Genomic DNA, 25720 nt, shown 5'->3' with positions numbered 1-25720 from the left:
AAACGTCTCCTTAAAAAACGCGCTTCAAGCGCGTTTTTTTATGAAATGCTTTTGATTTCAATATTTTAAATAAAACAAGAATTTTTCTGAAACTCTTTTTCCAAAGCCTTCGTTGCTTATTACATCCCCAAAGGCGGGACGGAATTCAGTGCTTGGGAGGACCCGGGCTTCGGGTTCGAGGACAGTAACACAAAGGATATTCAAATGTTTAAATCAACAGTACGTACGCTCATGATTGCAACTATTATCGCTGGCGGCGCAGTGAGCGGCGCGTATGCCAAAAATCCGATGGTCGGCGGTGCAGCCATGTATGCCGACAAGAACATTGTTGAAAACGCCATGAATTCAAAGGATCACACGACTTTGGTCGCTGCGGTCAAGGCTGCCGGTCTGGTGGAAACCCTGCAGGGCAAGGGCCCGTTCACAGTGTTCGCGCCAACCAATGAGGCGTTTGCCGCACTGCCAGCCGGTACGGTTGATACACTCCTGAAGCCTGAAAACAAGGCAAAGCTGACCAAGGTCTTGACCTGCCATGTGGTGGCTGCAGACGCGATGTCGTCGGCTATCGGCAAGATGATCAAGGACGATGGCGGCGAGCATGACGTGAAAACCGTTGGCGGTTGCGTTCTGAAAGCCAAGATGATGGGCAAAAAGATTACGCTGACCGACGAAAACGGTGGCGTTGCGCATGTAACGATTGCTGACGTGAAGCAGTCGAACGGCGTTATCCACGTTATCGACAAGGTTCTTCTGCCAAAGATGTAATGTTTGACGAACGTCAAAAGCCGCGCGCTTCCAACGGAGCGCGCGGCTTTTTTGTGCTTACAGAGTGCCGGGTTCCGGTGTCGGGACGGCTGTTCCGGCACTTCCGTTCAAGGCCTCCTGCAGCCGCTTTTCCTGATCGGGTGACAGCGACGTGCGGATAACGCGCGCACGGACATCGCTGAATTCGGCCAGAACCTTTTCCGGCTGCGCCTTGCGCACCAGCACGAACAGAGCGGAAGAACCGGAGGGAATGGTTTCGCTCAAGGATTTGATGAACTCATCATCGATACCGTAATCGGCCATGGAGCCGGACAACGCCCCGGTACCTGCACCAATCGCGCCGCCGATGGCAAAGCCTGCCAAGGGGTTCAGAAACAGCAGCCCGGCCAGTCCGCCCCAGAGCGAGCCGGAAATGAGCCCGGACATGGCCCCCACTGTCGGGAGGTTCACGCTTTGCTTGAGGTGCACCTTGCCGGTGTCATCACGCACCACAACGACCGCATCCTCCAGATCGATAAGGTATTCCTTGCCGAGTTGACGCAGGCGCAGCAGGATTCGATCTGCTTCTTCCTTATCGTCAAAGCCAACAACAACCAGATCAGACATACAATCACTCCTTCAAGTGTTTATAGGTCCGATCAACATAGTGCTGCGTTGAGGCTTCGACAGTCTACTGATGAATGGCCAGGTCGATTGCTGCGCGAACCTCATCAATGCCTCCGCCTTTTTCCGACGATGTTGCAATCAGTTCGGGGAATGCAGCCGGGCGCTTTTTGATCTTCTCCAAGGTCTCCGCCATCAGCTTGGGTACGGCTGGTTCCTTGATCTTGTCCGTCTTGGTAAGGATGAGCTGGTAGGAGACTGCGGCCTTGTCTAGCAGGTCCAGAACGTCGTCGTCGTTCTTTTTGATGCCATGGCGGGCATCGATCAGCACATAGACGCGCTTCAACGTTGCGCGTCCGCGCAGATAATCGAACACCAGCTTGGTCCACGCATCGACATGCTCTTTGGGAGCCTGCGCGTAGCCATAACCGGGCATGTCCACAAGGGCCATGGGGGGCATGTCACCGGGTTCACCGGAATAGCCTTCGGGCACGAAATAGTTCAACTCCTGTGTGCGGCCCGGCGTGTTGGATGTACGCGCCAGTCCTTTCTGGCCAACCAGTGCGTTGATCAGGGATGACTTGCCGACATTGGAGCGGCCAGCAAAGGCCACTTCCGGCGGGCCTTCGGGCGGGAGAAACTTCATGGAGGGAACGCCGCGAATGAAAATCCACGGCCGCCCGAACAAGGGTTTTTCTTTATCGTTGCTGTTGGCGGTCATGGCTCTGGCCCTTCATCGTCTTTGGTCACGGCTTCCCGGTTTTACCCGGGAATGTCAAGCCTGCAAAAAAGCCCCGGATTGTCATCCGAGGCTTGTTGGTTCGCTGGAGCAGTTCCAGCAAAAGCGGAAACGCTTTTACGTCAGGACGATGCGTCAAACAAAACGCTTTAGCGAATGGTTGGTTACTCAGCCGGTTTTGGCTTTCGTGAGAACAAACCCTTCATATTGTCAAACAATTCAATCTTCACGCCATTGCGCTTCATGATCACGGCCTGTTGCGCAACCGAGAGAGTGTTGTTCCACGCCCAATAGATCACCAGACCGGCCGGGAACGTGGCCAGCATGAAAGTGAACACTACGGGCATCCAGGTGAACAGCATGGCCTGTGTCGGGTCCGGCGGCGTCGGGTTCATGCGCATCTGCAGGAACATGGTAATGCCCATAATGATAGGCCAGACGCCGATCATCAGGAAGTGCGGCACGTCATAGGGCAGCAGGCCAAACAGGTTGAACAGCGACGTCGGATCCGGCGCGGACAGGTCGCGAATCCAGCCGAAGAACGGTGCATGACGCATTTCAATTGTGACATAGATCACCTTGTAAAGCGCAAAGAACACCGGAATCTGCAACAGGATCGGCCAGCAGCCCGCAAGCGGGTTGATCTTTTCTTCCTTGTAGAGCTGCATCATTGCCTGTTGCAGCCCCATCTTGTCGTCGCCGTACTTTTCCTTCATCTCAGCCATTTTCGGCTGAACCTTCTTCATGTTTGCCATCGACTTGTACTGCTTGTTGGCAAGCGGGAAGAACAGGAGTTTGACGACGATGGTGGTCAGCAGAATAGCAATGCCGAAGTTGCCGAAGAAGCGGAAGAAGTAGTCCATCAGCTTGAACATCGGCTTGGTGAAGAAGTAGAACCAGCCCCAGTCGATCATCAGGTCGAACTTTGGAATGGAATAAGAGGTTTCATAGGACTCGATCAGCGGAACCACCTTGGCACCGGCGAAGACAAGGTTCTTGACCTCGGTTGACTGACCGGCAGCAACGGTGACAGCATCGTTCTTGTAGTCGGCCTGATAGCGCGGGCGACCATCGGTAAAATGTGCAAAACGGGTGTCGTAAGCGGTCGCCTGTGGCGGCACCAGCGCAGCAGCCCAGTATTTGTCGGTAATGCCGAGCCAGCCGCTTGTGGCCTTGCCAGGCGAAATCGTGGCCTTGTCTTCGGCTTCCTTGTACTTCACCTCGTGCAGGCCGGTTTCGCCCAAAACGCCGATAAAGCCTTCATGCAGAACGTAGGCACTTGGCGTCGTCGGCTTGGTAAAGCGGGTGACGCGACCATAGGAGGCGAGGCTGACCGGAGCAGCGCTGCCATTGCGAACGGAATCGGTAACCGTAAACATGAAGTGGTCATCAATGGAGATAGTACGCTCGAACACCACGCCCTTCTCATTGGTGAATGACAGGGTAACGGGCGTGGTCGGCGTCAGCGTGGTGCCAGCGCTCTGCGTCCAGACAGTCTGCGGGCCGGGGACCGCACCCGAGGTGTCGTTACCGACATAACCGAGTTCGGCAAAATAACCCTGCTCGGTTTCAGCGGGGCTGAAAAGGGTGATGACAGGGCTCTGGGGATCCACCGTCTCGCGGTATTCCTTCAGCTTCAGATCATCGAAGCGAGCGCCGGTGAGGTTGATCGAGCCGCTGACGGCCGGTGTGTCGATGGCAATGCGGGCGGATTGCGCCACGGCCAGATCGCGCGTTTCGGCAGCACCGGGCACGGCAGCACTGCCGCCGGGGGAAACATTGACAGTGCCAGCGGAATCGCCAGCCGCATTCTTGACCGTTTCAGCCTGCTGCGCCTGCCGGGCTTCCTGCGCAATGCGATCGGCTTCAATCTTCGGGTTGACGTACAAAAACTGCCAGGCAATGAGAATCAGCACGGACAGGGCAATCGCCACGAAATAATTGCGGTTGTTTTGCATCATTCTTTCCTGGAGTCGGTCGCAGAGGACCGCTTCTGTTTTTGGGTATTTCGAATGCGGTCGCAGAGGCGCTTTTTTAGCTGCTCGAAAGGAGCGGTCATCAGGTCACGTCTGGCGACAATCACATAGTCATGTCCGGCTTCCATTGCAAACCCCGCAGAGGTGCGTACCGCCTCGCGCATACGGCGGCGCATACGGTTGCGTTCAACGGCGTTGCCATGTTTTTTGGTAACGGTAAAGCCGACACGGGCCTGCGTATCAGGCTCTCCGCGGTCCAGTACTTCCAGAAGGAACAAAGGCCCCTTCCGCTTCTCGCCATTTCTGACGGCGAGGAACTGCGGCCGGTTTTTAAGCCGCCCGACAGTTGTTTTCGTCTGTTTCAACGTCATTCGCCCGCCATCTCGTTTCGGGCAAGCCCGGCATTAAGCCGAAAGACGCTTGCGGCCACGGGCGCGACGGGCAGTCAAGACCTTGCGGCCGCCCTTGGTGGCGAGACGTGCACGGAAACCGTGACGGCGCTTGCGGACAAGCTTGGATGGTTGGTAGGTACGCTTCGTCATTTATTTTAATACCGCGGTGTGCGGCCCTTCTTGGATTTGCACGAATGCAAGGAGCGTTACGACCTCGCCCAGGTGACACTTGAAAAACCAAGCAAACAGCCATAGGCGGACGTGCGCGGCTTATAAGAGAAAACCGCCGCAAAAGTCAATTCCACTCGGTAACATCGCCGATATCCGTCGATACAGCCACTGTTCATGTACACCGCCTTGGCGCTATAATGGCTGATCGCAGGTGAATCTCCGGGCATCGAACGGAAAGTGTCCAGTTGTCAGGCAAAGGACGTCCAATGGACGAGGCGGGCTCAGGCGTTACAAAAACAAGATCGGTTCTTACGCCCGGTTTTTTCGCCAGCATCTCCGGCAAGCTGCTGCTGTTGACCATCGCATTTGTGATGTTGGCCGAAATCCTGATTTTCGTTCCATCAGTCGCCAACATGCGGCTGCGCTGGTTGCAGGACCGGCTTTCGGCCGCCGCCGCTGCTGGCGTCATCATAGATGGCATGCAGGATGTGGAACTGCCGCAGGCGTTGCAGAACGATACCCTGATGGCAACCGGAACCAAGGCTATCGTGCTCAGACGCGAGGGCACATCCAGAATGATAGCGGTGCAGGATTTACCGATGGAGGTGGATGGACAATACGATATGGCCACGGTCTCGCCATTCGGTGCCATTCGCGATGCGCTCGATACGCTGGTGTTTGGCGGAAACCGCGTGATCCGGGTTTACGGCCCAGTGGCCGAAACCAGCATGGTTATCGAACTGGTGATGGAGGATGCAGCGCTTCGTCGCGCCATGCTTCAGTTCGCGCGCACCGTGTTCGTGCTGTCTCTGCTGATTTCGCTGATCACGGGAGGTCTTATTTTTCTGGCCATCAACCGTATCATGATCCGGCCTATCCGCCGTTTGACCGACAGCATCGAATCGTTTTCACAGGATCCATCCGATCCGGTGCGTATTCTGTCTCCGCAAAAAGGGCATGATGAGCTGGCGGTGGCGGGCTGGCATTTGTCGGCCATGCAGGAGCAGTTGCAGCGCACGTTGAAGCAGCAGAAGAATCTCGCCGATCTCGGCCTTGCGGTCTCCAAGATCAATCATGACATGCGCAATATCCTGTCATCGGCGCAGCTGATGTCGGACCGTTTGGCCGACGTGCAGGATCCCGCCGTCAAACGCTTTGCACCCAAACTGCTGCGCACCATCGACCGCGCCGTCGGCTATACCAATGAGGTTCTGTCCTACGGTCGCGCCAGTGAAGCGGAACCTCATCGCCGGTTCGTGCAGCTATCTCCCTTGGTCGACGATGTGGTCGACATGCTCTCCATTGACCCGCAAGGCAACATTGAAGTGACCGTGCGGGTGCCGAACGACCTGCTGGTCGACGCTGATAGCGAGCAATTGTTTCGGGTGGTGGATAATCTCTGTCGCAATGCAGTGCAGGCGCTGCTGGCTGACGCTGGCGAGCATGTGGCCCGGCGGCTGACAATCACAGCGCTGCGAACCGGCAGCGTGGTGTCGATCTGTGTTGACGATACCGGGCCTGGCATGCCGCAGAAGGCGCGGGAGAATCTGTTTACAGCATTTCGGGGTGGCGTGCGCTCCGGGGGTACAGGATTGGGCCTCGCAATAGCGCGTGAGTTGATTCTGGCGCATGGCGGAACGATTGCTCTGGTGGAAAAAGCATCACCCGGCACATTATTTCGCATTGAGCTTCCTGACCGACCGGTGCCGCTGAATGCCTTTAGAAACCGGAGTTCTCAGTAGGTTTCGGATAGTCTCTCAGCACGCCAGAGAACAGCCATCGTCATGAAACTGAAATTTTTTCCACTGATGGCTCTTGCATTCCCCCCCGGGACGTTTTAGAGGATCGCCACGCACACGGTTTCACCGGTGCAGACGCACCCGTAGCTCAGCTGGATAGAGCACCAGACTACGAATCTGGGGGTCAGGAGTTCGAATCTCTTCGGGTGCGCCACTTTCCTTTCCAGACACGAGAACTGTACCATTCGCCACTGACGGGAACCATTGTGTCTGTCCGGCGTTCGACAGTCTCAATTGTGTTTAGGAGAGCGGACATGTCTTTGGACAATAAAATCGGTGAGCCCATCCCATTGGGTGTTATTTCCAACGAACCGAATGACGTCGAAGAAATCGTGGTAGCCGCGCGTTTGTACGACGCCGCTGACGAGGCCGCCGAAAATGACAATCCGCGTAAGGAACTTGCGGCCCTCAAGGCTGATCTTGCGCAGATCAAAGCGTCCGTGAGCCAGATCGGCCACTCCACGAAGGATATCGCCGTTGGCAGCGCTGAAAAAGCTGTTGCCGATACGCGCTCCGTTCTGCGCCGCAACCCCAAAACCAGTCTGCTGACCGCCGCCGCGCTCGGCTTCGTCGTGGGTGCATTGATGTCGCGATAAGGAATGTCGCGGCCCTCTCCTGCGTGTGTTGCGGGCCGCGAAAACGGATGTTTATTCGAAATAACTGTTATTTTCGGAATATATTTATTGCATTCGCGTCTCAGAACGCCAATCGGTAGCTCACGATTCCACCAGTGGCCGCATAGACTGTCGCTGAAAACGGATAAAGCATGAGCCAGATATCACAGATCGATTATGAAACTGCGCCGCAAGATGTGCGCGAGGCGCATGATGAAGAACTGCGGCTGCGGGGCCGCATGACCAACATGAAGCGGGTGTTGCTGCATTCGCCGAAGGCGCACGGAATCTACGCAGAGTGGTTTACGCTGTATGATTTGCTGACGCCGATCATTTCAAGTCGAGCCTTGTGGATATTTTCCATGGCAATCTCATCGGTGGCAAATTCCAGAACGGCGGTTACGTTTTTTCGCAGAGCACTGACTGGTGCAGGACTGGATCCCGATGCGCTGAATCTCTCTGGCGAAAAGGATGTGCTGGTCCAGTTCGGTCAGGCAATTGTTTCGGAGTCAACTGCAGTGCCTCAGGCACTCTGGGATGCGCTTAAGGCGCGGTACGATGAGCCAACGCTCGTCAACCTCGTGGCCTTTGCAGGCATCATGCTGGCGACAGCCGTTTTCATCAACACCGTCGGTATCGAAATGGATGGGGAACTGGCGCCGTTTGCCTGAACCCGTTTGCCTGAACCCGTTTGCCTGAACCGATGGGTCCGACATGTCTTCCAAGGAGTTTTTCATGAAAAAATTGTCGCTGAAATCGGCGCTTCTGGGTGCCGTCTTCACCACGGCCACCTTGTTTTCTCTGGCGGCACAGGCCGAAACCCCGCCAAATGTGCTGGTGGTCGCCCAGTCGATTGACGATGCCGTCAGCTTCGATCCGGCTGAAGGGTTCGAGTTGACAACTGTCCAGTCGTTCAACAGCCTGTACCAGCGCCTGGTTCAGCCGGGCCGCGAGGATGCTACGAAGATTGAGCCAGCGCTCGCCGCATCCTGGGAGCCAGGCAGTGATGGCAAAAGCCTGACACTGACGCTTGCCTATGCCAAATTTGCCTCCGGCAATCCGGTGCGCCCCGAGGATGTCATTTTTTCGTTCACCCGGGCGGTGAAGCTGAACAAAACCCCGGCCTTCATTCTCAACGAGCTTGGCTGGACTGACAAGACGGTCGATAGCGCAATCACCAAGGTCGATGACACCCACGTCAAGCTGACCTGGACAGCCGATGTTGGTCCAGCCTTCGCCTTGGCAATCTTGACCGCACCGATTGCGTCGATTGTGGATGAGAAGACCGTAGCCGAGCATGTCGCCAATGATGACTTTGGCAATGGCTGGCTGAAATCCAATTCCGCTGGCAGCGGCGTGTTCAAGATTGCCACCTACACGCCGCACGAAGCGCTGGTGCTGGAAGCCAACACCAATGCCAAGGAGCAGCCGAAGCTTGAAAGCGTCATCATCCGCAACGTGCCGGATGCCGGTGCCCGCCGTCTGCTGATCGAGCAAGGCGATGCCGATATTGCCCGTGGTCTGGGGGCAGACCAGATTGATGCGCTGAAGCAGAAAAGCGGCGTAAAAGTGCTGGCGGTCCCGTCAGCCCGGTCGGACTATCTGCTGATCAACTCCAAGGCCAATGAGACGCTTGGTAATCCCGCCTTCTGGGAAGCCGCGCGTTATCTGGTGGATTATGATGGTATTGCCAACAATCTGCTGCGGGGCCAGAGTCAGGTGCATCAGGCGTTCCTGCCCGCCGGTTTCCCCGGTGCCGTCACGGACAATCCGTTCAAGCTGGACGTGGAGAAAGCCAAGACAATTCTGGCCGATGCCGGCATCAAGACGCCGGTGACTGTTCAGTTCCCGGTGTTCAACGACCAGCCCTATCTGTCGATTGCCCAGTCCCTGCAATCCACCTTTGCGCAGGCCGGTATCAATCTGGAAATCCAGCCGGGCGTTGCCAGCGACATCTACACCAAAGCGCGTGAGGGCAAATACGAGTTTACGCTGCGCTACTGGCTGCCGGATTATTTCGATGCGCACTCCAACGCCAGCGCATTTGCCGTCAACAAGGACAACTCCGCCAACACTGTGGCAAGGCAGGCCGGATGGGTGATCCCCGAAATCACCACCGAAACGCTGGCAGCAGTCAAGGAGCAGGATGCGACGAAACGCGCGGTGCTATACAAGGCATTGCAGGAAAAGTTGCAGAAAAGCTCCCCATACGTTTTCATCCTTCAAGGAAGCGATCAGGTTGTGCTAAGCGACAAGGTGAAAAACTATGCGCAGGGCCTGAATGCCGATCAGGTCTATTACGACCGGGTGGAAAAGTAATTTGGGCCAAGCGATCCCATCGCAGCCAGATGATCAAAATTCCCGTCAGCCGAGAGGCTGGCGGGATTTGCCGTATTTGTGGACGCTGGTCAGATGGCTCTGGTCCTTCGCCATCACGTTGCTTGGGCTCAGTATCATCACCTTTGCCATGACCCGGCTGTCGCCGATCGATCCGGCCTTGCAGCTTGTGGGCGACCACGCCAGCCAGTCCACCTATGCGCAGGCGCGTGAAACGCTGGGGCTGGATGAACCGCTGCCTGTGCAGTTCGTGAACTATCTGCGCACCGCGCTTTCCGGCAATCTCGGCCAGTCCATTTCTACCGGCCAGCCGGTCGCGCGCGATATTGCCCGCACCTTTCCGGCCACGCTGGAACTGGCGACGGTGGCGATCGTTCTCGGCAGCGTTTTCGGCCTTTCTCTCGGTATCATCGGTGCCATGCGTCCTGGTAGTGTGCTGGATGGCGTTGTGCGGTTGGTTTCGCTTGTAGGATACTCCGTGCCAATCTTCTGGCTTGGCCTGTTGATGCTGCTGCTGTTTTACGCAAAGCTGCATTGGGCACCGGGGCCGGGACGGCTGGATGTGGTGTTTCAGTACACCGTGCCATCGGTCACCGGTTTTGCCTTGGTCGATACGTGGTTGTCCGGCAAGGTGGGCGCGTTTCGCAGCGCTCTGTCACATCTGGCATTACCAGCACTCGTGCTGGCGTTTTACGCCATGGCGGGCATCTCCCGGCTGACACGAGCCTCTATTCTGGCCGAGTTGGGGCAGGAATATGTGCTGACCGCGCGGGCGAAAGGGGCGGGGCTCGTGCGTGTTGTCTTCAAGCATGTTCTGCCCAACGTTACCGGTACCTTGCTGACAGTCATTGCTTTGTCCTATGCCAGTCTGCTGGAAGGGGCGGTGTTGACCGAGACCGTTTTTGCGTGGCCCGGCATCGGGCGCTATCTGACGACCGCCATGTTTGCAGGCGATATGCCCGCCATTCTCGGTGGTACATTGGTGGTGGGTGCGTGTTTCGTGGCGCTGAATGCGTTTACGGATTTCGCGGTCAATCGGCTGGAAAGTGCACAGCGATGAGCCTGGCCTTTGCCCCACCTGCCAACCGAACCCGGCTGCTGCGCCAGTTTCTCCGTTCGCCATCGGCCGTAATCGGCGGTGCCGTCATTCTGCTGATCCTGGTTTTGGCTGTCTTTGCGCCGATCATGGCGCCCTACGATCCGATCGTGCAAAACACGGCCATCCGCTTGGCCGCGCCGGATGCGGCGCACTGGCTCGGCACGGATGCGTTCGGACGCGATATTCTGTCGCGCCTTATCTATGGAACGCGCCCAACGCTGTTGCTGGTGCTGTTTGTGGTGGTGCTGATGGCCCCTATCGGCATCGCAGTCGGTGTGCTCGCCGGTTATTTTGGCGGTATGACGGAGCGGGTCTTGATGCGGCTGACGGATATCGTCATGTCGTTTCCGCGTTTGCTGCTGGCCTTCGCCTTTGTCGCTATTCTGGGGCCCGGATTGATCAACGGTGCCTTGGCGCTGGCGTTAACGTCTTGGCCCGCCTATGCGCGGCAGGCACGGGTGGAAACCACAGCGTTGCGTCGCAGTGATTATCTCGCAGCGTCCGAAATGGTTGGCATTGGTCGTTTGCGCCTGTTGTTCGGCCATGTGCTGCCGCTGGTCATGCCATCGGCAATTATCCGGTTGGCGCTTGATCTTGGTGGCATCATTCTGGCAGCGGCAGGTCTGGGATTTCTCGGTCTTGGCGTGCGTCCGCCCACGGCGGAGTGGGGCTCCATGGTGGCGGAGGGCACGCAGGTTATTTTTGATCAATGGTGGGTGGCCGCAGCACCCGGCTTTGCCATTCTGATCACCAGTCTCGGTTTCAACCTGTTGGCCGATGGGCTGCGGGACATACTGGACCCGCGCCATGATTGATACGTCTACGCCGCTGCTGCAGGTTGAAAACCTGACCATATCGTTTCCCTCCGATGCCGGACCGGTGCCGGTCGTTAAAGAATCCAGCTTTTCGTTGGGGCAGGAAATCGTCGCGTTGGTTGGCGAATCCGGTTCCGGCAAATCCATGACAGGGCGCGCTATCATGGGCTTGCTGCCGCGTCGCGCTATGGTGACGGCAGATCGGTTGACCTTTGAGGGTGGGGATTTGACAGGCCTTGGCGAAAAGGACTGGAATCGACTGCGCGGTAGCGGCATGGCTCTGGTGTTGCAGGACCCCAAATACTCCCTGAACCCGGCCCTGCGTGTCGGGTATCAGGTAGAAGAGGCGCTGAAACTGCACACGCACCTGTCGGCCCGGGAGCGCAAGGCGCGTGCGCTGGAGATGATGCATCAGGTTGGGCTGGTGGACCCGGAGCGTGTGTATGGCAGCACTCCCCGGCAGTTGTCCGGTGGCATGGGGCAGCGGGTCATGATCGCCGCGATGCTGATCAACCGCCCCAAACTGCTGATTGCGGATGAACCGACATCAGCGCTCGATCATGATCTTCAAGTGCAGATACTGGAGCTTCTGCGCCGTCTGGCGCGGGATATGGGCATGTCTGTGCTGTTGATCAGCCATGATTTGCGGCAGGTTTCTCAGTTTGCCGACCGCGTGCTGGTCATGCGGCACGGGCACATCGTGGACCGCCTGCCCGCTGCGCAACTGGCGGAGGCGACGCATCCTTACACGCGCAATCTATGGGCGGCACGGCCCTCTGCTGCCACCTTCGGCACGCATCTGCCTGTCATTGATGATGCAATGGACGAACAGCCATGACGGCCCTGACGGTTGACGACCTCAGCGTAACGTTCGTCTCGGATGCCAAGCGTTTCGCCGCTGTTCGGGGCGTGTCGTTTTCCGTCGCGCAAGGCGAAACCTTCGGGCTCATTGGCCCTTCCGGCTGCGGCAAGAGCACGGTTTTGCGTGCCATTGCCGGGTTGAATACGGATTGGACCGGCCACATCACCGTGAATGGGCAGGCGCTGGAGCCGGGACGCAAGATCACGGGCGATCTGCGCCGCGACATCCAGATGGTGTTTCAGGACCCGTATTCGTCACTGCATCCGCGCCACCGTATTGGCCGCATTCTGGGCGAACCGCTGAAGGTTCGGGGCGTTGCCGATGGTGAGGACAAGGTGCGCCAAGCGCTGGATCAGGTCGGGCTGGTGCCGGATATGGTCGGGCGCTACCCGCATCAACTGTCCGGTGGCCAGCGGCAACGGGTCGCCATTGCGCGGGCGCTGCTGCTCGAACCAAAACTGTTGCTGTTGGACGAGCCGACTTCCGCACTCGATGTGTCGGTGCAGGCGGAAATCCTGAATCTGCTGAATGATTTAAAGGCCGCCCACAGCATGACCTTCATTCTGGTAAGCCATGATCCGGGTGTGGTGGCGCATATGTGTGACCGTGCAGGCGTCATACAAGCGGGTCGCATCGCAACCCTTCTGGATCGCGATGCTCTTTCTCAATTGGGTTAAAGCAGTTTCGTCACGAATTCCGGATTGCCGCGAATGGTGTTGCTGACGGTGCAGATATCGTTTTCGGCGGCTTCAGCAATCTTGGCTTTCATCTCGTCATCAAAATCTCCATCGATTTCGATGGAAATGTTGAAACGGATGATTCGGGACGGTTCGTCTGCTGCCTTCTCGCCAGCAACGGAGGCGCGCACTTCGTTCAATTCCTTCAGAACGCCAAACTTGCTGGCGGCAATGCGCGCGCTCAAAACCAGACAGGACGACAGCGAAGCGTAAAGCAGATCCACCGGATTGAACCCTGCTTCCGACACGCCCGTGGCGATTTTCAGCGTTCCGCCCGTATCCGAGGTTATATCGGGAAAGCCGGTGCGGCCCAGCACGGCGCGTGCGCCCATTGGGCGGGTTTTCATCTTTGGATCTGCCATTTCTTTCACTCCGCGTCTGTCTCACCCCGGCGTATGGGGCGCTGCAACGAGCTCTGCCTTGCGTTTTGCTGTTTCCAGCCCAAGGCTGATAAAGCGGCGGGCATGGTCGGCAAGCTCGACATTGTCGGTCCACAAATTGCGCCATATGGCGGTCTTTAAGGACAGGTCCTCATCCACAATTGCGGTGGAGAACGATTCAAATGTCACATAGTCATCATAGCCGATGGCAACAAGGGCATCGAAGATGGCGGCGAAGTTGATGTTGCCGGTGCCGAGAAAACCGCGATGGCTTTCGCCAATATGAATGTAGCCGATCTTGTCGGCGGCATGGCGGATGGCAAGGCCGACATCGGCCTCCTCGATGTTCATATGGAACGTATCGAGATGCAGCAGCACGTTGGACGCACCGGTGTCGGCAATAAAGGCCAGCCCCTGCGCTGCGGTGTTGAGCATGTTGCTCTCGAACCGGTTGACGATCTCGAGGTTCAGCGTGACATCGGAACCCTTGGCACGCTCGGCGACTTTCGTCAGGGTAGAGACGCTCGTGTCCCAGGCCTTTCGGGTTGGCCCCTTTTCCTGCTTGCCGTGGGAAGAATTCAAAATGCCCGCAAGCTTTGTGCCGCCGAGATCGCGCACCAGTTTTACGGCGTTGTCGAGAATTGCTTCGCCGTTCTTGACGATCGACGCGTCTTCGGAGGAAATATCACCCTCCTGCGGCAACCCCATGCTGACCGACACGGACAGGTTCAGGCTGGCAATGCGCTTGGCAAGCCAGTCGACATCCACCTGTTTGGGGTCGAGATAGGAAAACTCAATGAGGTTATAGCCCAGATCATGGGTTTTTTGAAGGGCGCGCTCCAGCTCGTCTCTGGACGAGCCCGCGCTCCATACGAAGGAATGAATACCAAGTTTAGACATGGGCCTCCCGCTTTCTTGAAAGATCAAACAAAAAACCCCGGCTTTTGAGGGCCGGGGCGATACTGGTGGCAGCAATTAGCGTGCTGCGGTCCAGCCCTTGTAATCCTTGACATTCTCATTGGTGATGAGCTGCGGATCGAGAAGGACGGTCGGCTCAGCGGGCTTTTCGCCATTCAGTGCCTTTACGCCCAGTTCCAGCGCCTGGCCGGACATGGTGTAGGGGTCCTGCGAGGCGGATGCCTTGATCATGGACTTGCCGGTGGACAGTGCCTGTTCGATATCAGGAGCGCCATCAACCGAGGTGATGAAGAACTCGCTGCGGCCAAGCTGCTTGGACGCCAGTTCAGCACCGATGGCGGTCGGATCGTTGATCGCGAACACGGCATCAACCTTGTCGAAGCGGGTCAGCAGACCCTGCATGACTGACAGGCCACCTTCACGCGAGCCCTGTGCGTTCTGGTCAGACGACAGGACCTTGATGTCCGGGCTCTTCGCCAGCACGTCCTGGCAACCCTTCACGCGGTCGATGATCGAGGAAACCTGAGGTCCGTTCAGGATCAGAACGTTGCCTTTGCCCTTGAGCTGGTCAACGATGTACTGGCAGGCTTCTTCACCGGCCTTCACATTGTTGGTCATCACAGTGACGTCCGAGCCTGGTGCCGATACGTCGAAGGATGCAACGATGATGCCAGCGGCCTGAGCCTTTTTCACAGCCGGTGCAATGGCGCTTGCGTCCACGGCGTTCAGCATGATGATATCAACGCCTGCAGCAATAAAGCTGTCGATCTGCGATACCTGCTTGTTAAGGTCATAGTCAGCCGAAACAGCTGTGACCTGAACATTGGGGTTGATAGCTTTGGCGCGGTCTTCGATGCCCTTGACGGTGGCAACGAAGAAGGGGTTGCCCAGAAGTGCGACGGATACGCCGATGCGTTCCAGATCCTTGGCAGCCGCTGGCACGACCATAACGGCAGCCAACGCTGTTCCCATCAAAAACTTGGTGAATTTCGACATGACTTTCCTCCTGAAGCGAGTGCTGTCCTCGTGACGGCACCCTGTTATCCGGTAAACCGGTTCCGATACGATTATCACGTGCGGCTTGCGCCTTTGAGACGGTAACGGTCGAGACCAACCGCAGCGATGATAACCAAACCCTTGATGATGTACTGCCAGATGTCCGACACGCCGACCAGAATCAGGCCGTTGGACAGCACAGCGATGATGAGAGCGCCAATCAGCGTACCCCAGATGGAGCCGACGCCGCCGACAAAACTGGTTCCGCCGAGAATAACGGCAGCGATGGCGTCAAGCTCATAGGCCTGGCCGAGTTGCAGGCCGTTGGCCGCATAGAGGCGGGCCGCCGACATGACACCACCGACACCGGCAAGCATTCCTGACATGCCATAGACGAACAACAGCACCATTGGCACCTTGATGCCGGTCAGGCGTGCCGCTTCCGGGTTTCCGCCCACGGCGTAAATCCATGTGCCAAGCACGGTGCGGCGCAGAATGAACCACGAAACGATGACGGTGATGAGCGCGATGATCGCCAGCCACGGAACGCCCAGAACAGTGCCATTGCCGATGAATTCGAAGGGCAGGCTGGGGTTGAACACAGTGGTATCGCCACCGGCGAGACGCGCGATGCCGCGCACCGCCGTGAGTGACCCAAGGGTTACAATAAACGGCGGTAGCTTGAGAAACGCGATCAAACTGCCATTGGCGATGCCGCAGGCGAGGCCAACGGCGATGCCTGCCGGTATGCCCAGCATACCCTGATCGGGCACCAGCGAAACGATAACGGCCACCATGGCGGCTGTGGCAAGAATGGAGCCGACCGACAAATCGATACCGCCGGTCAGGATGACGAAGGTCATGCCAGCAGCCAGAACGATGTTGATGGACGCCTGCTGCATGACGATGGACAGGTTGTTGACGGTCATGAAACGGCCGCTCAACACTTCAAAGCCAATGGCAAGAATGATGAGAACAGGCAACATGCCGAGCGCCGTCAGAGTGGCTCTAAGCTGTAGCTTTTCCCTGTCTGTTTTGACTGCTGGCGTCGCGCTCATGAGTGTATCCCGTTGTTTGATGTGTTTTTCTGGGTATTTGCATCGGCCACCGGGCCGGTGGAGAAGGCCATGATGGCTTCCTGCGTCACGGGGCTATCCGCACTGCCGACCACTTCGCCTGCAATGCGGCCTTCGCGCATGACAAGCACACGGTCAGCAATGCCGATTACCTCCGGCAGATCGCTGGAGATCACCAGAATGGCAATGCCGCTCTGGGCCAACTGGTCAATCAACTTGTAGATTTCCGATTTCGCCCCCACATCCACGCCGCGCGTCGGCTCATCCAGAATGATAACGCGCGGTTTGGTTTCGAGAAGGCGGGCAAGCAAAGCTTTTTGCTGGTTTCCGCCTGACAGCGCACCGACGTTGATCGATGCACTCTTGGTGCGAATGCCCAGATCGCTGATGGCCTTGGCGGCACGGCGTTTGGCAGCCGGGAAGTTCAGGAGCGATCCTCCCGTTGCATCGCGGCCAATGACGCTGACATTGATGTTTTCGCTGATCGACATGTCCAGAAACAGGCCGAGACCTTTGCGGTCCTCGGTGAGGTAGGCAATGCCTGCATCGATGGCATCCCGCGGGCCGCTGATGTTGAGCGGCTTGCCGAGCAGGGAAACCGTGCCGGTCAGCTTCTTGTCCGCGCCGAAAATCAGTCGGGCAAATTCTGTGCGACCGGAACCCACAAGACCCGCAAGGGCCAGCACTTCACCCTCGTGAACCGTTAGCGAGCAGCCATGGACACGCTTTCCGTCGCTGATGTTTTCTGCCGACAACACAACCTTGCGGTCGCCAGTTGGTGCGCGATGCTCCTTCTTGTAGAACGATGAGATATCGCGACCCACCATCATGGAGACCAGCCGCTCCGCCGACAACTCGTCACGGGTCAAAGTGCCGACGAAGGCACTGTCGCGCAACACGCTGACACGGTCGGAAAGCTGATAGATTTCTTCCATGCGGTGGCTGATATAGACGATGGCGATGCCTTGGGCCTTCAACGTCGCAATCACATCGAACAGCTTGTCCGTCTCGCGTGTGGTCAGCGATGTCGTAGGCTCGTCCATGACGATGATGCGGGCATTGGTGGTCATTGCGCGGGCAATTTCCACCATCTGCCGCTCGCCGAGTGACAGCGTGGCGACGGTTGTTGTCGCCGAGAACGGCACTCCCAGACGGTCGAGAATCGGCTGTGCCTTGCGCTCGTTGGCGCGACGATCCACGATGCCGAAGCGCGACGGTTCAGCACCCAGAAACATGTTTTGCGCGACCGTCAGGTTGGGCGCAAGCGCCAGTTCCTGATAGATGACAGCAATGCCGCTGGCCTTGGATTTGATCGGGTCGCCTGTGGGCATGGGCTTGCCGTCGATGAGGATTTCGCCGCCGGGATCGGCGGTGTAAGCACCTGACAGCACCTTCATCAGCGTGGATTTGCCGGCCCCGTTCTCGCCCATCAGAGCGTGAACTTCGCCGGGACGGACCTGAAAGGACACGCCGGACAGCGCCTTGGTAGACCCGAAAGTCTTGCTGATATTGCGCATTTCCAGCACGGGTGCCGTGTCTGGAGACAATGCGGTCGCCGCGTTCAAGCTCATGATGCGCTCCGTGCGATAGCCATTGGTGTTTCTGTTTCCTTTTGTCGCTCAACGTGCCGCGCAGCCTCTACTTGGGCGCGCCACTGGCGTCGATACGCGTCGAGCCCGGATATGGTGCTTGGGGCAACTGGTGCACAGGTATTTTTGAAAGGACGAAGGCCATATGCTTCAAATGCAAGTGCGGCTGCGCCCGATGCACTGCCCTCCACATTATCGCTGGTGAGGAACCTCTGACCGGGGCGAAGCTGTGCCAGCATTCCCGGATAAAGCCCGGCTTTGGCCAGCCCACCGTCGATAATCACATCATTGTCTGAGGCAATCAGGTCCAGTGACAGGTCCGTCATCAGCATCACGTAGAGCAGGGCTGCGGCTGCGCGCTCTTCGCCTTCGGGCATAGTCCCGACGAACCGCCCTTTCAGGTCCGGCACCGGGCCGCCCGCGGCGAAAGAAGGCAGGGCAAAGATGCTTTTGGCGATGACAGAGGCAATGGAATCAGCCGAAATCGGCGCATTCCAGCCGCCGCTTGCCACATCGAACTCGCGTCCGCCCATGAAGCGGATGGTCGCGGCAGGCTGGTGATCGACGGTGACATTGGCCAGCATGTCGCGTGTTTCATCCAGACGGTCGAGCGGGCAGGCGGAGTTGAAGATCACCACCCACGTGCCTGTGGAAATCAGCGTGAAATTGTCCAGACCGGCGGAGCGATAGAGATAGAGCGAGGCGTTGCTGTCGTGCACACCATTGTGGATCGCCACGGCTTTTTGCGAGCTGTCGTTCAACACAACCTCGTAAGATCCGGCGATGGCACCGGCGCGGGCCAGTTCCGGCATCTTGCTGCGCCAGCCCTCGGCGTCCACAAGTGAACTGAAATCGTCGTGCAGAGGCGCCCAGAGATAGGAGTGGCAGCCGAGATAGGACACCTCCGATAGCGCTTGGCGTGAAAACCGCCATGTCCAGTACTGGGAGTAGGACAGAATTGCATCGGCGCGCGCAAAGGCTTGGGGCTGGCGCTCCTGAACCCACAGCATATGGCGCGCTACGTTGAAGCCGAGCGGCAGCAACGGGGTAAAGGTCTCGGCAAAGGATGGCAGCTTGGGATCGATCCGCGCTGCGATCTCGCGGGGTACTTCTTGCTCGTAATCGAGAATCGGATGGGTCAGGCCATCGGCATTCACGAGCGCGAAGGTGCAGCCGTGACCGGAAAACATGACATGGCCCACGTCATGCGTTTGCACGGCCTGGCGCAGTGCGCCTTCCATCCACTGGAACAGCGTGGCCTCATCCAGCACACGCAAATCGCCATCCATCCTCCAGACAGGCTTCGTCCTGCTCTCATCGACGATGCGGCCATCGGCGGCGAAGACGAACAGCTTCGTGTTCGTCTTGCCAAAATCAAAGACAGCCAGTGCGTTGGATGGTTGCGTCAATTCAGTCCTCCCGAGACCGGTGCCGACGTTTGTGCAATGTGCAGTGCTATGCCCGCATCCTCCAGCATGCGTGCTGCGCCCTCCGATATTCCCTCATCGGTCACCAAGGCGTCAATCCTGCCCAAAGGTAGCACGACATTGCGCGGGCGGATGGAAAATTTTCGACTATCGGCCAGAACAATAATTTCGTTTGTGCATTCGGCCAGCTCTCTCACGGTCTTGCTCAGCAACGGGTGAGATTCCATGATACCACCGGGGCCAATGCCCTGCGCGCCGACAAAAAACTTCGAGGCCATAAAGGCGGGTGCTGTCCCACTCAAATCGTGAATAATGCCGGGCTCGCGGTGGAACTCACCACCCGATACCGTAACCTGACATGTGCCGTAATCGCCGAGATGGGCCGTCAGTGGAATGGAATTGGTGAAAATCGAAAGGCTTCGACTCGCCAGCCGGACACCGAGCTGAAAGCAGGTGCTGCCTGCATGGACAATGATGGCGTCGCCATCATGCACCAGTGTTTCCGCCTTGGCAGCAATGGCGCGCTTTGCATCGACGGCAATGCCACGATTCTCATTGAACGGACGCGCGGACGACTCATGGGCAATGCTTGCCTCGCTGACCGACACGCCGCCATAGACCTTGCGGGCCTCACCAGCCTCATGCAGGCGGTCGATATCGCGCCGCACCGTTGCCGCCGATACGCCCAGCATATCCTGCAATTCGCGCACAGACGCAAATGGGCGCTCTCGCAACAGATCGACGATAATTTTATGGCGATGCATATCGCTCATAAAGATGCTCCTCCCAAAGCTCCTCATGCTTTGATGATTGAAGCTAATCATATCTTATCGCAACTGGCAAGGAATATGATGAAAGATTGTCATTGTTGACGGAAATGTTTCAAAAGCCTAGTTTGTTGCGTGGGAGGTGCTGCATCGCAGCACGGATTTGTGGAGGACACGCACCAATGCCGCCGGTACAAAATGCACAATTTACAGAGCTTCTGACGCTGTCCGCAGCGCTTGGCAAAGACATGCGCCGCACGCAGGGGGCAGGCGGCAATACGTCAATCAAGATCGACGGTACTCTTTGGGTCAAGGCATCCGGCACATGGCTTGCCCACGCGCTGGACAAGGACATCATGGTTCCGGTGGAAATCACCCCGCTGGTCGCAGCCCTGCATGCGGGCGATCCACGGGCGGAAAAGGCCACGGATTTCGTGCTCAACGATTTGAATGCTAGTGGTCTGCGGCCCTCCATTGAAACCAGTGTCCACGCGGTCATTCCTCAGGCCGTTGTCGCCCATTTTCATTGCGTCAATACCATTGCTCTGTCCGTGCTCGAGCAAGGCGAAGCCATCATTGCCGAGCGCATGGCAAAGGATGCGCCGGGTTTGACCTGGGCGATGATACCCTATCGCCGCCCCGGTACGCCATTGGCCAACGCCATTGCCGAGGTTGTGGACAAAAGGCCGGATGTGTTGGTGCTGCGCAACCACGGCATCGTCATTATGGGCGATACCGTGAGCCAGGTTGCCGAGCGCATCGAAACCGTAACCGCCGCTCTGTCCCTGCCGCAGCGTGAGCCGATGCCGGTTGATGCCGCATGGCTGGAGACGGTGTCATCCGGCACTGCATTTGCCCCGGCGAAGGATCGGGAAACCCACGCGACCGCTTTGGATCGCGCCTCGCTCGGCATTGCCCTGTCCGGTTCGCTCTACCCTGACCATGTTATTTTTCTCGGCACGACCATCGGCCAGTTGAAAAACGATGATACCGTCGCGGGCTATCTCGCCGAAGCATCGATCAGCGGTCGCCCGGCGCCCAAAATGATCGTCGTTGCGGGCAAGGGCGTGCTCTTGTCGAGCGAATTGACGGCAGGGGGCGAGGCCATGGCACGCTGCTTGGCCGAAGTCGTGACCCGCGTACCCGAAGGCGAAGACATCGACTATCTCACCAGCGCGCAGGAGTATGAACTCAGCAATTGGGAAGCCGAACAGTACCGTCAGGCGCTGGACCGCAAGGGTACAGCCGGATAACCATTCTGCTCTTGACGAATGTAATAACATCACATAGATCAGAGGTCATGGACGACAATCCATGACCGGAGAGCCGATGACTGCTTGCCTTACCTTTCAGGATTTGACCCTTGGCTATAACGGTCATGCTGCTGTGCATCACCTGAATGGCACGGTGCCTGTCGGTTCGTTGACAGCGGTTGTCGGTGCCAACGGGTCCGGCAAATCCACCTTGATGAAGGGTATTTCCGGCCTGTTGAAGCCCATCAGCGGGCGTGTGACCGTCTCTGCCGATACGCGCATTGCCTATCTGCCGCAGATGTCGGAACTCGACCGCTCGTTTCCGGCTCGGGTGATCGATCTCGTGTCCCTTGGCCTTTGGCCCCGTCGGGGCTTGCTGGGGCGGCATACGGCGCAGGACCGCGATGTTCTGCTTCAGGCCCTGTCGGCGGTGGGGCTGGAAGGGTTTGAGAAGCGCGCCATCGATACGTTGTCTGGCGGGCAGTTGCAGCGGGCGCTGTTTGCCCGTGTGCTGGTGCAGGATGCCAATCTCATTCTTCTGGACGAGCCCTTCAACGCCGTCGATATGAAAACCGTCACCGATCTGGTCGCGCTGGTGAAACATTGGCAGGGCGAAAACCGCACCGTTCTGGCTGTCCTGCATGACTATGATCTGGTGCGGGCGCATTTTCCCACGGCGCTGTTGCTGGCGCGCGAGGCCATTGCGTGGGGCGATACGATGGACACGCTGAAGCCTGAAAATCTTCTGCGTGCCCGCCGTTTTCACGAGGGCTGGGATGAGGACGCGCCGTGGTGCGCGGCAAATTCAGCACCGGGCCACGACCATGCGCACAGCAAGGTGGCTTGATGTACGCGTTTTTTCTTGCTCCCTTTGTAGAGTTCAGCTTCATGCAGCGGGCTGCGCTGGGCGCAATCATGTTGTCGATCGGCGCATGTCCGGTCGGGGTGTTTCTGATGTTGCGCCGCATGAGCCTGACGGGCGATGCGATGGCGCACGCCATCCTGCCCGGTGCCGCCGTTGGCTTTCTGATCTACGGGCTGGAAATCGTGCCGATGACGATTGGCGGGCTGGTGATCGGTATGATCGTGGCGCTCGGCGCTGGCGCGGTCTCACGCTTTACGGTGCAGAAGGAGGATGCGTCGCTGGCAGCGTTCTACCTAATTTCGCTGGCCTTTGGTGTGCTGCTGGTGTCCTGGCGCGGTTCCAGCGTGGATCTTATGCATGTGCTGTTTGGCACGGTTCTGGCGCTCAACAATGATGCTTTGATCCTGATTGCGATGATCTTCGTCATCACGCTCGTGTCCATGGCTGTGTTCTGGCGCGCTCTGGTGGCCGAATGCCTGGATCCGCTATTCCTACGGTCCGTCAGCGGGCTTGGCTCGGTCGTGCATTTCGTGTTTCTGGGCCTGGTGGTGCTTAATCTCGTTGGTGGGTTTCAGGCGCTCGGCACTTTGTTGTCCGTCGGGCTGATGATGCTGCCCGCCGCCGCCGCCCGCTTCTGGTGTCATCGTGTCTGGCCGATGTGCTGTCTGGCTGTGGCCATTGGCATTGCGTCAAGCCTATCCGGGCTGCTGTTTTCCTATCACGCATCGCTGCCCTCCGGGCCTGCGATCATCCTGTCGGCCGGCGTCGCGTATCTCGTGTCGCTTGTGTTTGGAAGTCGCGGCATCATTGCCACGCAAATCTCGACCCGCCGCCACCGTGCGGCCTGAATCAAAATACTGGATTGGAGAGACCATGCTCAACGCATTCAAGAATGCAACCATTGCGGGTGCTATTCTACTTGCTCCCGCTTTGGCGAAGGCTGAGAACCTGAAAGTCGTCACCAGTTTTTCCATTATCGAAGATTTTGCCCGGCAGGTGGGCGGGGACCGGGTGGCCATCACCAATCTGGTGGGGCCGGACGGTGACGCCCACGTCTATGAGCCAAAGCCCGCCGATGCGAGCGCGCTGAAATCCGCCGATGTCATCCTCATCAACGGCTTGACGTTCGAAGGCTTCATGCCGCGTCTGGTCGAGGCCAGCGCCACGAAAGCACCGCTGATTGAGCTGACCAAAGGCGTAAGGCCGCTCAAATTTAGCGAGGAAGAAGCCGGTCATGGGCACGGTCATGGGCACGGGCACGCGGGTGAAAAAGAGGAAGCCAAGCATGACGAAGGCCATGATGACGGCCATGACGATGGGCACGCGCATGACCACGGCCCGCTTGACCCGCATGCATGGCAATCGGTGGACAATGCCAAGCTCTATGTTGCCAACATTGCCGATGCCTTTTGCCAGAGCGACGCCAGCGGATGCGACAGCTACAAAGCCAATGCCAAGGCCTACATTGACAAACTTGATGCCCTGAATGCGGACATCAAAACAGCAGTGGCGACAATCCCGGAGGAAAAGCGCGTGATTATCACGTCGCATGATGCATTCGGCTATTTCGAACACGCCTATGGCATCGAATTTCTGGCACCCGAAGGCGTGTCCACTGAAGCCGAGGCGTCCGCTGCCGATGTGGCGGCGCTGATCCGGCAGGTGCGTGAAGACAAGGCCTCTGCCATCTTCGTTGAAAACATCACCAACACACGGTTGATCGAGCAGATTGCCAGCGAAACAAACCTGAAAGTCGGCGGCACACTCTACTCGGACTCGCTCTCAAAGGCCGACGGTCCGGCAGCCACCTATATCGATATGATGCGAAACAACATCAAAACCATCAAGGATGCGGTTCTGGCAAACGGATAATGCCTTGTGCCGGAGGACTTCGGGCTTTATCAAGCCCGGAGTCTTTTCAATAAAGGTGGTATGATGCGGCTTGCAAACGGCACTGAAATCAAGGCAGGCGCGTTCCTGTTCGATATGGACGGAACGATTGTCGATTCCAGTGCCGTCGTTAATTATGTCTGGGGCAAATGGGCCGAACGCATGTCGCTGGACCCGGTAGAAGTGGTCCGCGCCGCGCAAGGCCGCCGCGCGCTGGATACAATCACGCTGTTCTGCCAGCCCGGATTTGATGTGCTGGAAGAAACCCGCATGGTGCAGCAGCAGGAAACCGATATGCTGGATGGTATCGTCGCCATTCCCGGCAGTATCGAGATGATCCGCGCTCTTCCGAGGGATCGCTGGGCGGTTGTGACCTCGGCGGAACGACCTTTGGCGCTGGCGCGCCTGAGCGCCGCCGGTCTTCCCATTCCGGATGTGCTGATCACCAGCGAAGATGTGGCGAAGGGCAAACCAGACCCTCAGGGGTATCTGATGGGCGCAAGCGCGCTCGGCATCGCGCCGGAGCGCTGCATCGTGTTTGAGGATGCACCGGCCGGGATCATGGCTGGCATCAACGCAAAATCACGCGTTGTCGCCATTGCCCATGATAAATATTCCGTTCTAGAAGACAATCAGGACTGGATCGACGACTACACCGATTACACGTTCGTCATCGACTGATGGTTAGAGCTTTCCCTGACGCTTCAACTGCTGTTCGCGGAAGAAGATGAACAGGCCGGAGGCGACGATGAAGACCGCGCCGATCAGCATGCTGGCGCGTGGCACGTCGCCAAAGGCAATCCAGCCAAACACAACCGCCCAGAACAGCAGCGTATATTGCAGCGGTGCAACGGCGGACGCATCGGCCAGTTTCAGGGCGCGGTTGATCAGCATATGTGCGCTCATGGAAACGACGCCCAGCAACCCCAGCAGGAGCAGATTTTCAAGGCTCACCGGCTTCCAGTCCATGGGGGACAACACCAGCGAAACCACACCCGCACCCATGATCTGCCAGAACACCAGCGTCTTGTCCGGTGTTCCCCGCAACATGCGTCCAAGCAGCATCATGAAGCCAAAGGCCATGCTGCCGATGATGGAGATAAGAGCCGGTATGGAAAAACTGGCCGAGGACGGTTCCAGCGCGATGATAACGCCAACAAAGCCGATGAAAATCGCCGTCCAGCGTCGCCAACCGACCGTTTCGCCCAACAGAAACGGCGAAATGGCAGCCACATAGATCGGCGCTGCCAACCAGTAGGTCATCACATCGGCCAGCGGCAGGTAGGATACGGCGATGTAGAACAGGAAAACCTCAAGCGTTGAAAACAGCACCCGCAACACCTGCAAACGCGGCTTTTCCACCTGCACCAGCGTCTTGGCCCCGGATTGCATCAAAAATGGCATGAGAACGAGCAGAGCCGCCAGACTGCGGATCAGCATGACCTGACCCACGGAATAGGTCGCCAGCATCCATTTTCCCAAGGTATCGTTGAGTGCAAACATCATCATGCCCAGCAGCATGAGACAGACGCCAAGGCGCGTGTTGGAACTTGTCTCGGTCTCTGACTGGGTTTTGGGCACGGATGAGGAGGCGGACATGGCGGGCTTTCGATTTGGCGGAAAATGCGTTAATTCTAACGCTTTTTGGGA

Annotated in this window: 27 protein-coding genes and 1 tRNA gene; 15 read left to right on the top strand and 13 right to left on the bottom strand. The window is 57.8% G+C overall.

Annotated elements, in window-relative coordinates:
- Positions 1 to 204: 204 nt before the first annotated feature.
- The gene (locus IFT84_RS03855; RefSeq protein WP_192117286.1) at positions 205 to 765 is read left to right on the top strand and encodes a fasciclin domain-containing protein; all 561 of its coding nucleotides are present in this window, start codon (positions 205 to 207) and stop codon (positions 763 to 765) included.
- Between the two features lie 57 nt (positions 766 to 822).
- Here IFT84_RS03855 and IFT84_RS03850 read toward each other — a convergent pair whose 3' ends face one another.
- From IFT84_RS03850 to rpmH, 5 genes are all read right to left on the bottom strand, one after another.
- Complete coding sequence (locus IFT84_RS03850) at positions 823 to 1371, bottom strand: DUF1269 domain-containing protein (RefSeq protein WP_192117285.1); 549 nt, start codon at positions 1369 to 1371, stop codon at positions 823 to 825.
- A gap of 64 nt (positions 1372 to 1435) precedes the next feature.
- Positions 1436 to 2089 carry a ribosome biogenesis GTP-binding protein YihA/YsxC gene (gene yihA, locus IFT84_RS03845; RefSeq protein WP_192117284.1) on the bottom strand — a complete coding sequence of 218 codons (654 nt, stop codon included), beginning with the start codon at positions 2087 to 2089 and terminating at the stop codon, positions 1436 to 1438.
- Positions 2090 to 2271: 182 nt separating this feature from the next.
- Positions 2272 to 4065: a membrane protein insertase YidC gene (yidC, locus tag IFT84_RS03840; RefSeq protein ID WP_192117283.1), complete on the bottom strand. Its 1794-nt coding sequence runs from the start codon at positions 4063 to 4065 to the stop codon at positions 2272 to 2274.
- A complete protein-coding gene (gene rnpA / locus IFT84_RS03835) occupies positions 4065 to 4454 on the bottom strand; it encodes a ribonuclease P protein component (RefSeq protein WP_192117282.1) in 390 nt (129 codons plus the stop codon). The genes yidC and rnpA overlap by 1 nt, the downstream gene beginning before the upstream one ends.
- A gap of 33 nt (positions 4455 to 4487) precedes the next feature.
- Positions 4488 to 4625, bottom strand: coding sequence for a 50S ribosomal protein L34 (gene rpmH, locus IFT84_RS03830; protein WP_192117281.1), 138 nt, complete (start codon positions 4623 to 4625; stop codon positions 4488 to 4490).
- A gap of 287 nt (positions 4626 to 4912) precedes the next feature.
- Here rpmH and IFT84_RS03825 point away from each other — a divergent pair, with 287 nt between their 5' ends.
- The 9 genes from IFT84_RS03825 (at position 4913) to IFT84_RS03785 (ending at position 12849) form a co-directional block, all read left to right on the top strand.
- A complete protein-coding gene (locus IFT84_RS03825; protein ID WP_192117280.1) occupies positions 4913 to 6388 on the top strand; it encodes a sensor histidine kinase in 1476 nt (491 codons plus the stop codon).
- Between the two features lie 134 nt (positions 6389 to 6522).
- Positions 6523 to 6599 (top strand) — tRNA-Arg (locus IFT84_RS03820).
- A 100-nt stretch (positions 6600 to 6699) separates the two neighbouring features.
- On the top strand, positions 6700 to 7041 hold the full coding sequence (locus tag IFT84_RS03815) for a hypothetical protein (protein ID WP_192117279.1): 342 nt from the start codon (positions 6700 to 6702) through the stop codon (positions 7039 to 7041).
- A gap of 170 nt (positions 7042 to 7211) precedes the next feature.
- Complete coding sequence (locus IFT84_RS03810; RefSeq protein WP_192117278.1) at positions 7212 to 7730, top strand: hypothetical protein; 519 nt, start codon at positions 7212 to 7214, stop codon at positions 7728 to 7730.
- A gap of 64 nt (positions 7731 to 7794) precedes the next feature.
- The gene (locus IFT84_RS03805) at positions 7795 to 9378 is read left to right on the top strand and encodes an ABC transporter substrate-binding protein (protein ID WP_192117277.1); all 1584 of its coding nucleotides are present in this window, start codon (positions 7795 to 7797) and stop codon (positions 9376 to 9378) included.
- A 1-nt stretch (position 9379) separates the two neighbouring features.
- On the top strand, positions 9380 to 10456 hold the full coding sequence (locus IFT84_RS03800; protein WP_244651062.1) for an ABC transporter permease: 1077 nt from the start codon (positions 9380 to 9382) through the stop codon (positions 10454 to 10456).
- Positions 10453 to 11310, top strand: a complete 858-nt coding sequence (locus IFT84_RS03795) for an ABC transporter permease (RefSeq protein WP_192117275.1) — start codon at positions 10453 to 10455, stop codon at positions 11308 to 11310. The genes IFT84_RS03800 and IFT84_RS03795 overlap by 4 nt, the downstream gene beginning before the upstream one ends.
- A complete protein-coding gene (locus IFT84_RS03790; RefSeq protein ID WP_192117274.1) occupies positions 11303 to 12148 on the top strand; it encodes an ABC transporter ATP-binding protein in 846 nt (281 codons plus the stop codon). The genes IFT84_RS03795 and IFT84_RS03790 overlap by 8 nt, the downstream gene beginning before the upstream one ends.
- Positions 12145 to 12849, top strand: a complete 705-nt coding sequence (locus IFT84_RS03785; RefSeq protein WP_192117273.1) for an ABC transporter ATP-binding protein — start codon at positions 12145 to 12147, stop codon at positions 12847 to 12849. The genes IFT84_RS03790 and IFT84_RS03785 overlap by 4 nt, the downstream gene beginning before the upstream one ends.
- Here IFT84_RS03785 and IFT84_RS03780 read toward each other — a convergent pair.
- From IFT84_RS03780 to IFT84_RS03750, 7 genes are all read right to left on the bottom strand, one after another.
- Positions 12846 to 13271, bottom strand: coding sequence for an OsmC family protein (locus IFT84_RS03780; RefSeq protein WP_192117272.1), 426 nt, complete (start codon positions 13269 to 13271; stop codon positions 12846 to 12848). The two genes, IFT84_RS03785 and IFT84_RS03780, sit on opposite strands and share 4 nt — an antisense overlap.
- Before the next feature lie 21 nt (positions 13272 to 13292).
- A complete protein-coding gene (locus IFT84_RS03775; RefSeq protein WP_192117271.1) occupies positions 13293 to 14189 on the bottom strand; it encodes a sugar phosphate isomerase/epimerase family protein in 897 nt (298 codons plus the stop codon).
- Between the two features lie 75 nt (positions 14190 to 14264).
- Positions 14265 to 15203, bottom strand: a complete 939-nt coding sequence (locus IFT84_RS03770) for an ABC transporter substrate-binding protein (protein ID WP_192117270.1) — start codon at positions 15201 to 15203, stop codon at positions 14265 to 14267.
- Positions 15204 to 15277: 74 nt separating this feature from the next.
- Positions 15278 to 16261 (bottom strand): ABC transporter permease subunit, encoded by a 984-nt coding sequence (locus IFT84_RS03765; protein ID WP_192117269.1) that lies wholly within the window; start codon positions 16259 to 16261, stop codon positions 15278 to 15280.
- Entirely contained in the window at positions 16258 to 17850 is a 1593-nt protein-coding gene (locus IFT84_RS03760) for a sugar ABC transporter ATP-binding protein (RefSeq protein ID WP_192117268.1), read from the bottom strand. The genes IFT84_RS03765 and IFT84_RS03760 overlap by 4 nt, the downstream gene beginning before the upstream one ends.
- Complete coding sequence (locus tag IFT84_RS03755; RefSeq protein WP_244651061.1) at positions 17847 to 19277, bottom strand: FGGY-family carbohydrate kinase; 1431 nt, start codon at positions 19275 to 19277, stop codon at positions 17847 to 17849. The genes IFT84_RS03760 and IFT84_RS03755 overlap by 4 nt, the downstream gene beginning before the upstream one ends.
- On the bottom strand, positions 19274 to 20068 hold the full coding sequence (locus IFT84_RS03750; protein WP_192117267.1) for a DeoR/GlpR family DNA-binding transcription regulator: 795 nt from the start codon (positions 20066 to 20068) through the stop codon (positions 19274 to 19276). The genes IFT84_RS03755 and IFT84_RS03750 overlap by 4 nt, the downstream gene beginning before the upstream one ends.
- 176 nt (positions 20069 to 20244) lie before the next feature.
- On the opposite strand from IFT84_RS03750, the gene IFT84_RS03745 reads away from it, so the two are divergent.
- From IFT84_RS03745 to IFT84_RS03725, 5 genes are all read left to right on the top strand, one after another.
- The gene (locus IFT84_RS03745; RefSeq protein ID WP_192117266.1) at positions 20245 to 21315 is read left to right on the top strand and encodes a class II aldolase/adducin family protein; all 1071 of its coding nucleotides are present in this window, start codon (positions 20245 to 20247) and stop codon (positions 21313 to 21315) included.
- A gap of 76 nt (positions 21316 to 21391) precedes the next feature.
- On the top strand, positions 21392 to 22162 hold the full coding sequence (aztA, locus tag IFT84_RS03740) for a zinc ABC transporter ATP-binding protein AztA (protein WP_192117265.1): 771 nt from the start codon (positions 21392 to 21394) through the stop codon (positions 22160 to 22162).
- Positions 22162 to 23028, top strand: a complete 867-nt coding sequence (gene aztB, locus IFT84_RS03735; RefSeq protein ID WP_192117264.1) for a zinc ABC transporter permease AztB — start codon at positions 22162 to 22164, stop codon at positions 23026 to 23028. Before aztA ends, aztB begins: the two co-directional genes overlap by 1 nt.
- Positions 23029 to 23053: 25 nt before the next feature.
- Positions 23054 to 24052: a zinc ABC transporter substrate-binding protein AztC gene (gene aztC, locus IFT84_RS03730; RefSeq protein ID WP_192117263.1), complete on the top strand. Its 999-nt coding sequence runs from the start codon at positions 23054 to 23056 to the stop codon at positions 24050 to 24052.
- A gap of 63 nt (positions 24053 to 24115) precedes the next feature.
- Positions 24116 to 24751, top strand: coding sequence for an HAD-IA family hydrolase (locus tag IFT84_RS03725; protein ID WP_192117262.1), 636 nt, complete (start codon positions 24116 to 24118; stop codon positions 24749 to 24751).
- Positions 24752 to 24754: 3 nt separating this feature from the next.
- Here IFT84_RS03725 and IFT84_RS03720 read toward each other — a convergent pair whose 3' ends face one another.
- Positions 24755 to 25669 (bottom strand): DMT family transporter, encoded by a 915-nt coding sequence (locus tag IFT84_RS03720; RefSeq protein WP_197975421.1) that lies wholly within the window; start codon positions 25667 to 25669, stop codon positions 24755 to 24757.
- Positions 25670 to 25720: the final 51 nt, after the last annotated feature.

The sequence above is a fragment of the Rhizobium sp. CFBP 8762 genome (assembly GCF_014841565.1).
Lineage (GTDB): Bacteria > Pseudomonadota > Alphaproteobacteria > Rhizobiales > Rhizobiaceae > CFBP-8762.
Note: the sequence above shows the minus strand (reverse complement) of the source record. Positions and strands in the feature narration are given on the sequence as shown.

Excerpts from the sequence above, each read along its gene's own strand:
- IFT84_RS03720 (WP_197975421.1), bottom strand. The coding sequence starts at position 25,669 with ATGTCCGCCTCCTCATCCGTGCCCAAAACCCAGTCAGAGACCGAGACA.
- aztC (WP_192117263.1), top strand. The coding sequence starts at position 23,054 with ATGCTCAACGCATTCAAGAATGCAACCATTGCGGGTGCTATTCTACTT.
- rpmH (WP_192117281.1), bottom strand. The coding sequence starts at position 4,625 with ATGACGAAGCGTACCTACCAACCATCCAAGCTTGTCCGCAAGCGCCGT.
- IFT84_RS03780 (WP_192117272.1), bottom strand. The coding sequence starts at position 13,271 with ATGGCAGATCCAAAGATGAAAACCCGCCCAATGGGCGCACGCGCCGTG.
- IFT84_RS03745 (WP_192117266.1), top strand. The coding sequence starts at position 20,245 with ATGCCGCCGGTACAAAATGCACAATTTACAGAGCTTCTGACGCTGTCC.
- aztB (WP_192117264.1), top strand. The coding sequence starts at position 22,162 with ATGTACGCGTTTTTTCTTGCTCCCTTTGTAGAGTTCAGCTTCATGCAG.
- IFT84_RS03805 (WP_192117277.1), top strand. The coding sequence starts at position 7,795 with ATGAAAAAATTGTCGCTGAAATCGGCGCTTCTGGGTGCCGTCTTCACC.
- IFT84_RS03855 (WP_192117286.1), top strand. The coding sequence starts at position 205 with ATGTTTAAATCAACAGTACGTACGCTCATGATTGCAACTATTATCGCT.
- IFT84_RS03760 (WP_192117268.1), bottom strand. The coding sequence starts at position 17,850 with ATGAGCTTGAACGCGGCGACCGCATTGTCTCCAGACACGGCACCCGTG.
- IFT84_RS03785 (WP_192117273.1), top strand. The coding sequence starts at position 12,145 with ATGACGGCCCTGACGGTTGACGACCTCAGCGTAACGTTCGTCTCGGAT.
- IFT84_RS03825 (WP_192117280.1), top strand. The coding sequence starts at position 4,913 with ATGGACGAGGCGGGCTCAGGCGTTACAAAAACAAGATCGGTTCTTACG.
- yidC (WP_192117283.1), bottom strand. The coding sequence starts at position 4,065 with ATGCAAAACAACCGCAATTATTTCGTGGCGATTGCCCTGTCCGTGCTG.
- IFT84_RS03790 (WP_192117274.1), top strand. The coding sequence starts at position 11,303 with ATGATTGATACGTCTACGCCGCTGCTGCAGGTTGAAAACCTGACCATA.
- yihA (WP_192117284.1), bottom strand. The coding sequence starts at position 2,089 with ATGACCGCCAACAGCAACGATAAAGAAAAACCCTTGTTCGGGCGGCCG.
- IFT84_RS03815 (WP_192117279.1), top strand. The coding sequence starts at position 6,700 with ATGTCTTTGGACAATAAAATCGGTGAGCCCATCCCATTGGGTGTTATT.
- IFT84_RS03775 (WP_192117271.1), bottom strand. The coding sequence starts at position 14,189 with ATGTCTAAACTTGGTATTCATTCCTTCGTATGGAGCGCGGGCTCGTCC.
- aztA (WP_192117265.1), top strand. The coding sequence starts at position 21,392 with ATGACTGCTTGCCTTACCTTTCAGGATTTGACCCTTGGCTATAACGGT.
- IFT84_RS03795 (WP_192117275.1), top strand. The coding sequence starts at position 10,453 with ATGAGCCTGGCCTTTGCCCCACCTGCCAACCGAACCCGGCTGCTGCGC.
- IFT84_RS03750 (WP_192117267.1), bottom strand. The coding sequence starts at position 20,068 with ATGAGCGATATGCATCGCCATAAAATTATCGTCGATCTGTTGCGAGAG.
- IFT84_RS03725 (WP_192117262.1), top strand. The coding sequence starts at position 24,116 with ATGCGGCTTGCAAACGGCACTGAAATCAAGGCAGGCGCGTTCCTGTTC.
- IFT84_RS03765 (WP_192117269.1), bottom strand. The coding sequence starts at position 16,261 with ATGAGCGCGACGCCAGCAGTCAAAACAGACAGGGAAAAGCTACAGCTT.
- IFT84_RS03770 (WP_192117270.1), bottom strand. The coding sequence starts at position 15,203 with ATGTCGAAATTCACCAAGTTTTTGATGGGAACAGCGTTGGCTGCCGTT.
- IFT84_RS03810 (WP_192117278.1), top strand. The coding sequence starts at position 7,212 with ATGAGCCAGATATCACAGATCGATTATGAAACTGCGCCGCAAGATGTG.
- IFT84_RS03850 (WP_192117285.1), bottom strand. The coding sequence starts at position 1,371 with ATGTCTGATCTGGTTGTTGTTGGCTTTGACGATAAGGAAGAAGCAGAT.
- rnpA (WP_192117282.1), bottom strand. The coding sequence starts at position 4,454 with ATGACGTTGAAACAGACGAAAACAACTGTCGGGCGGCTTAAAAACCGG.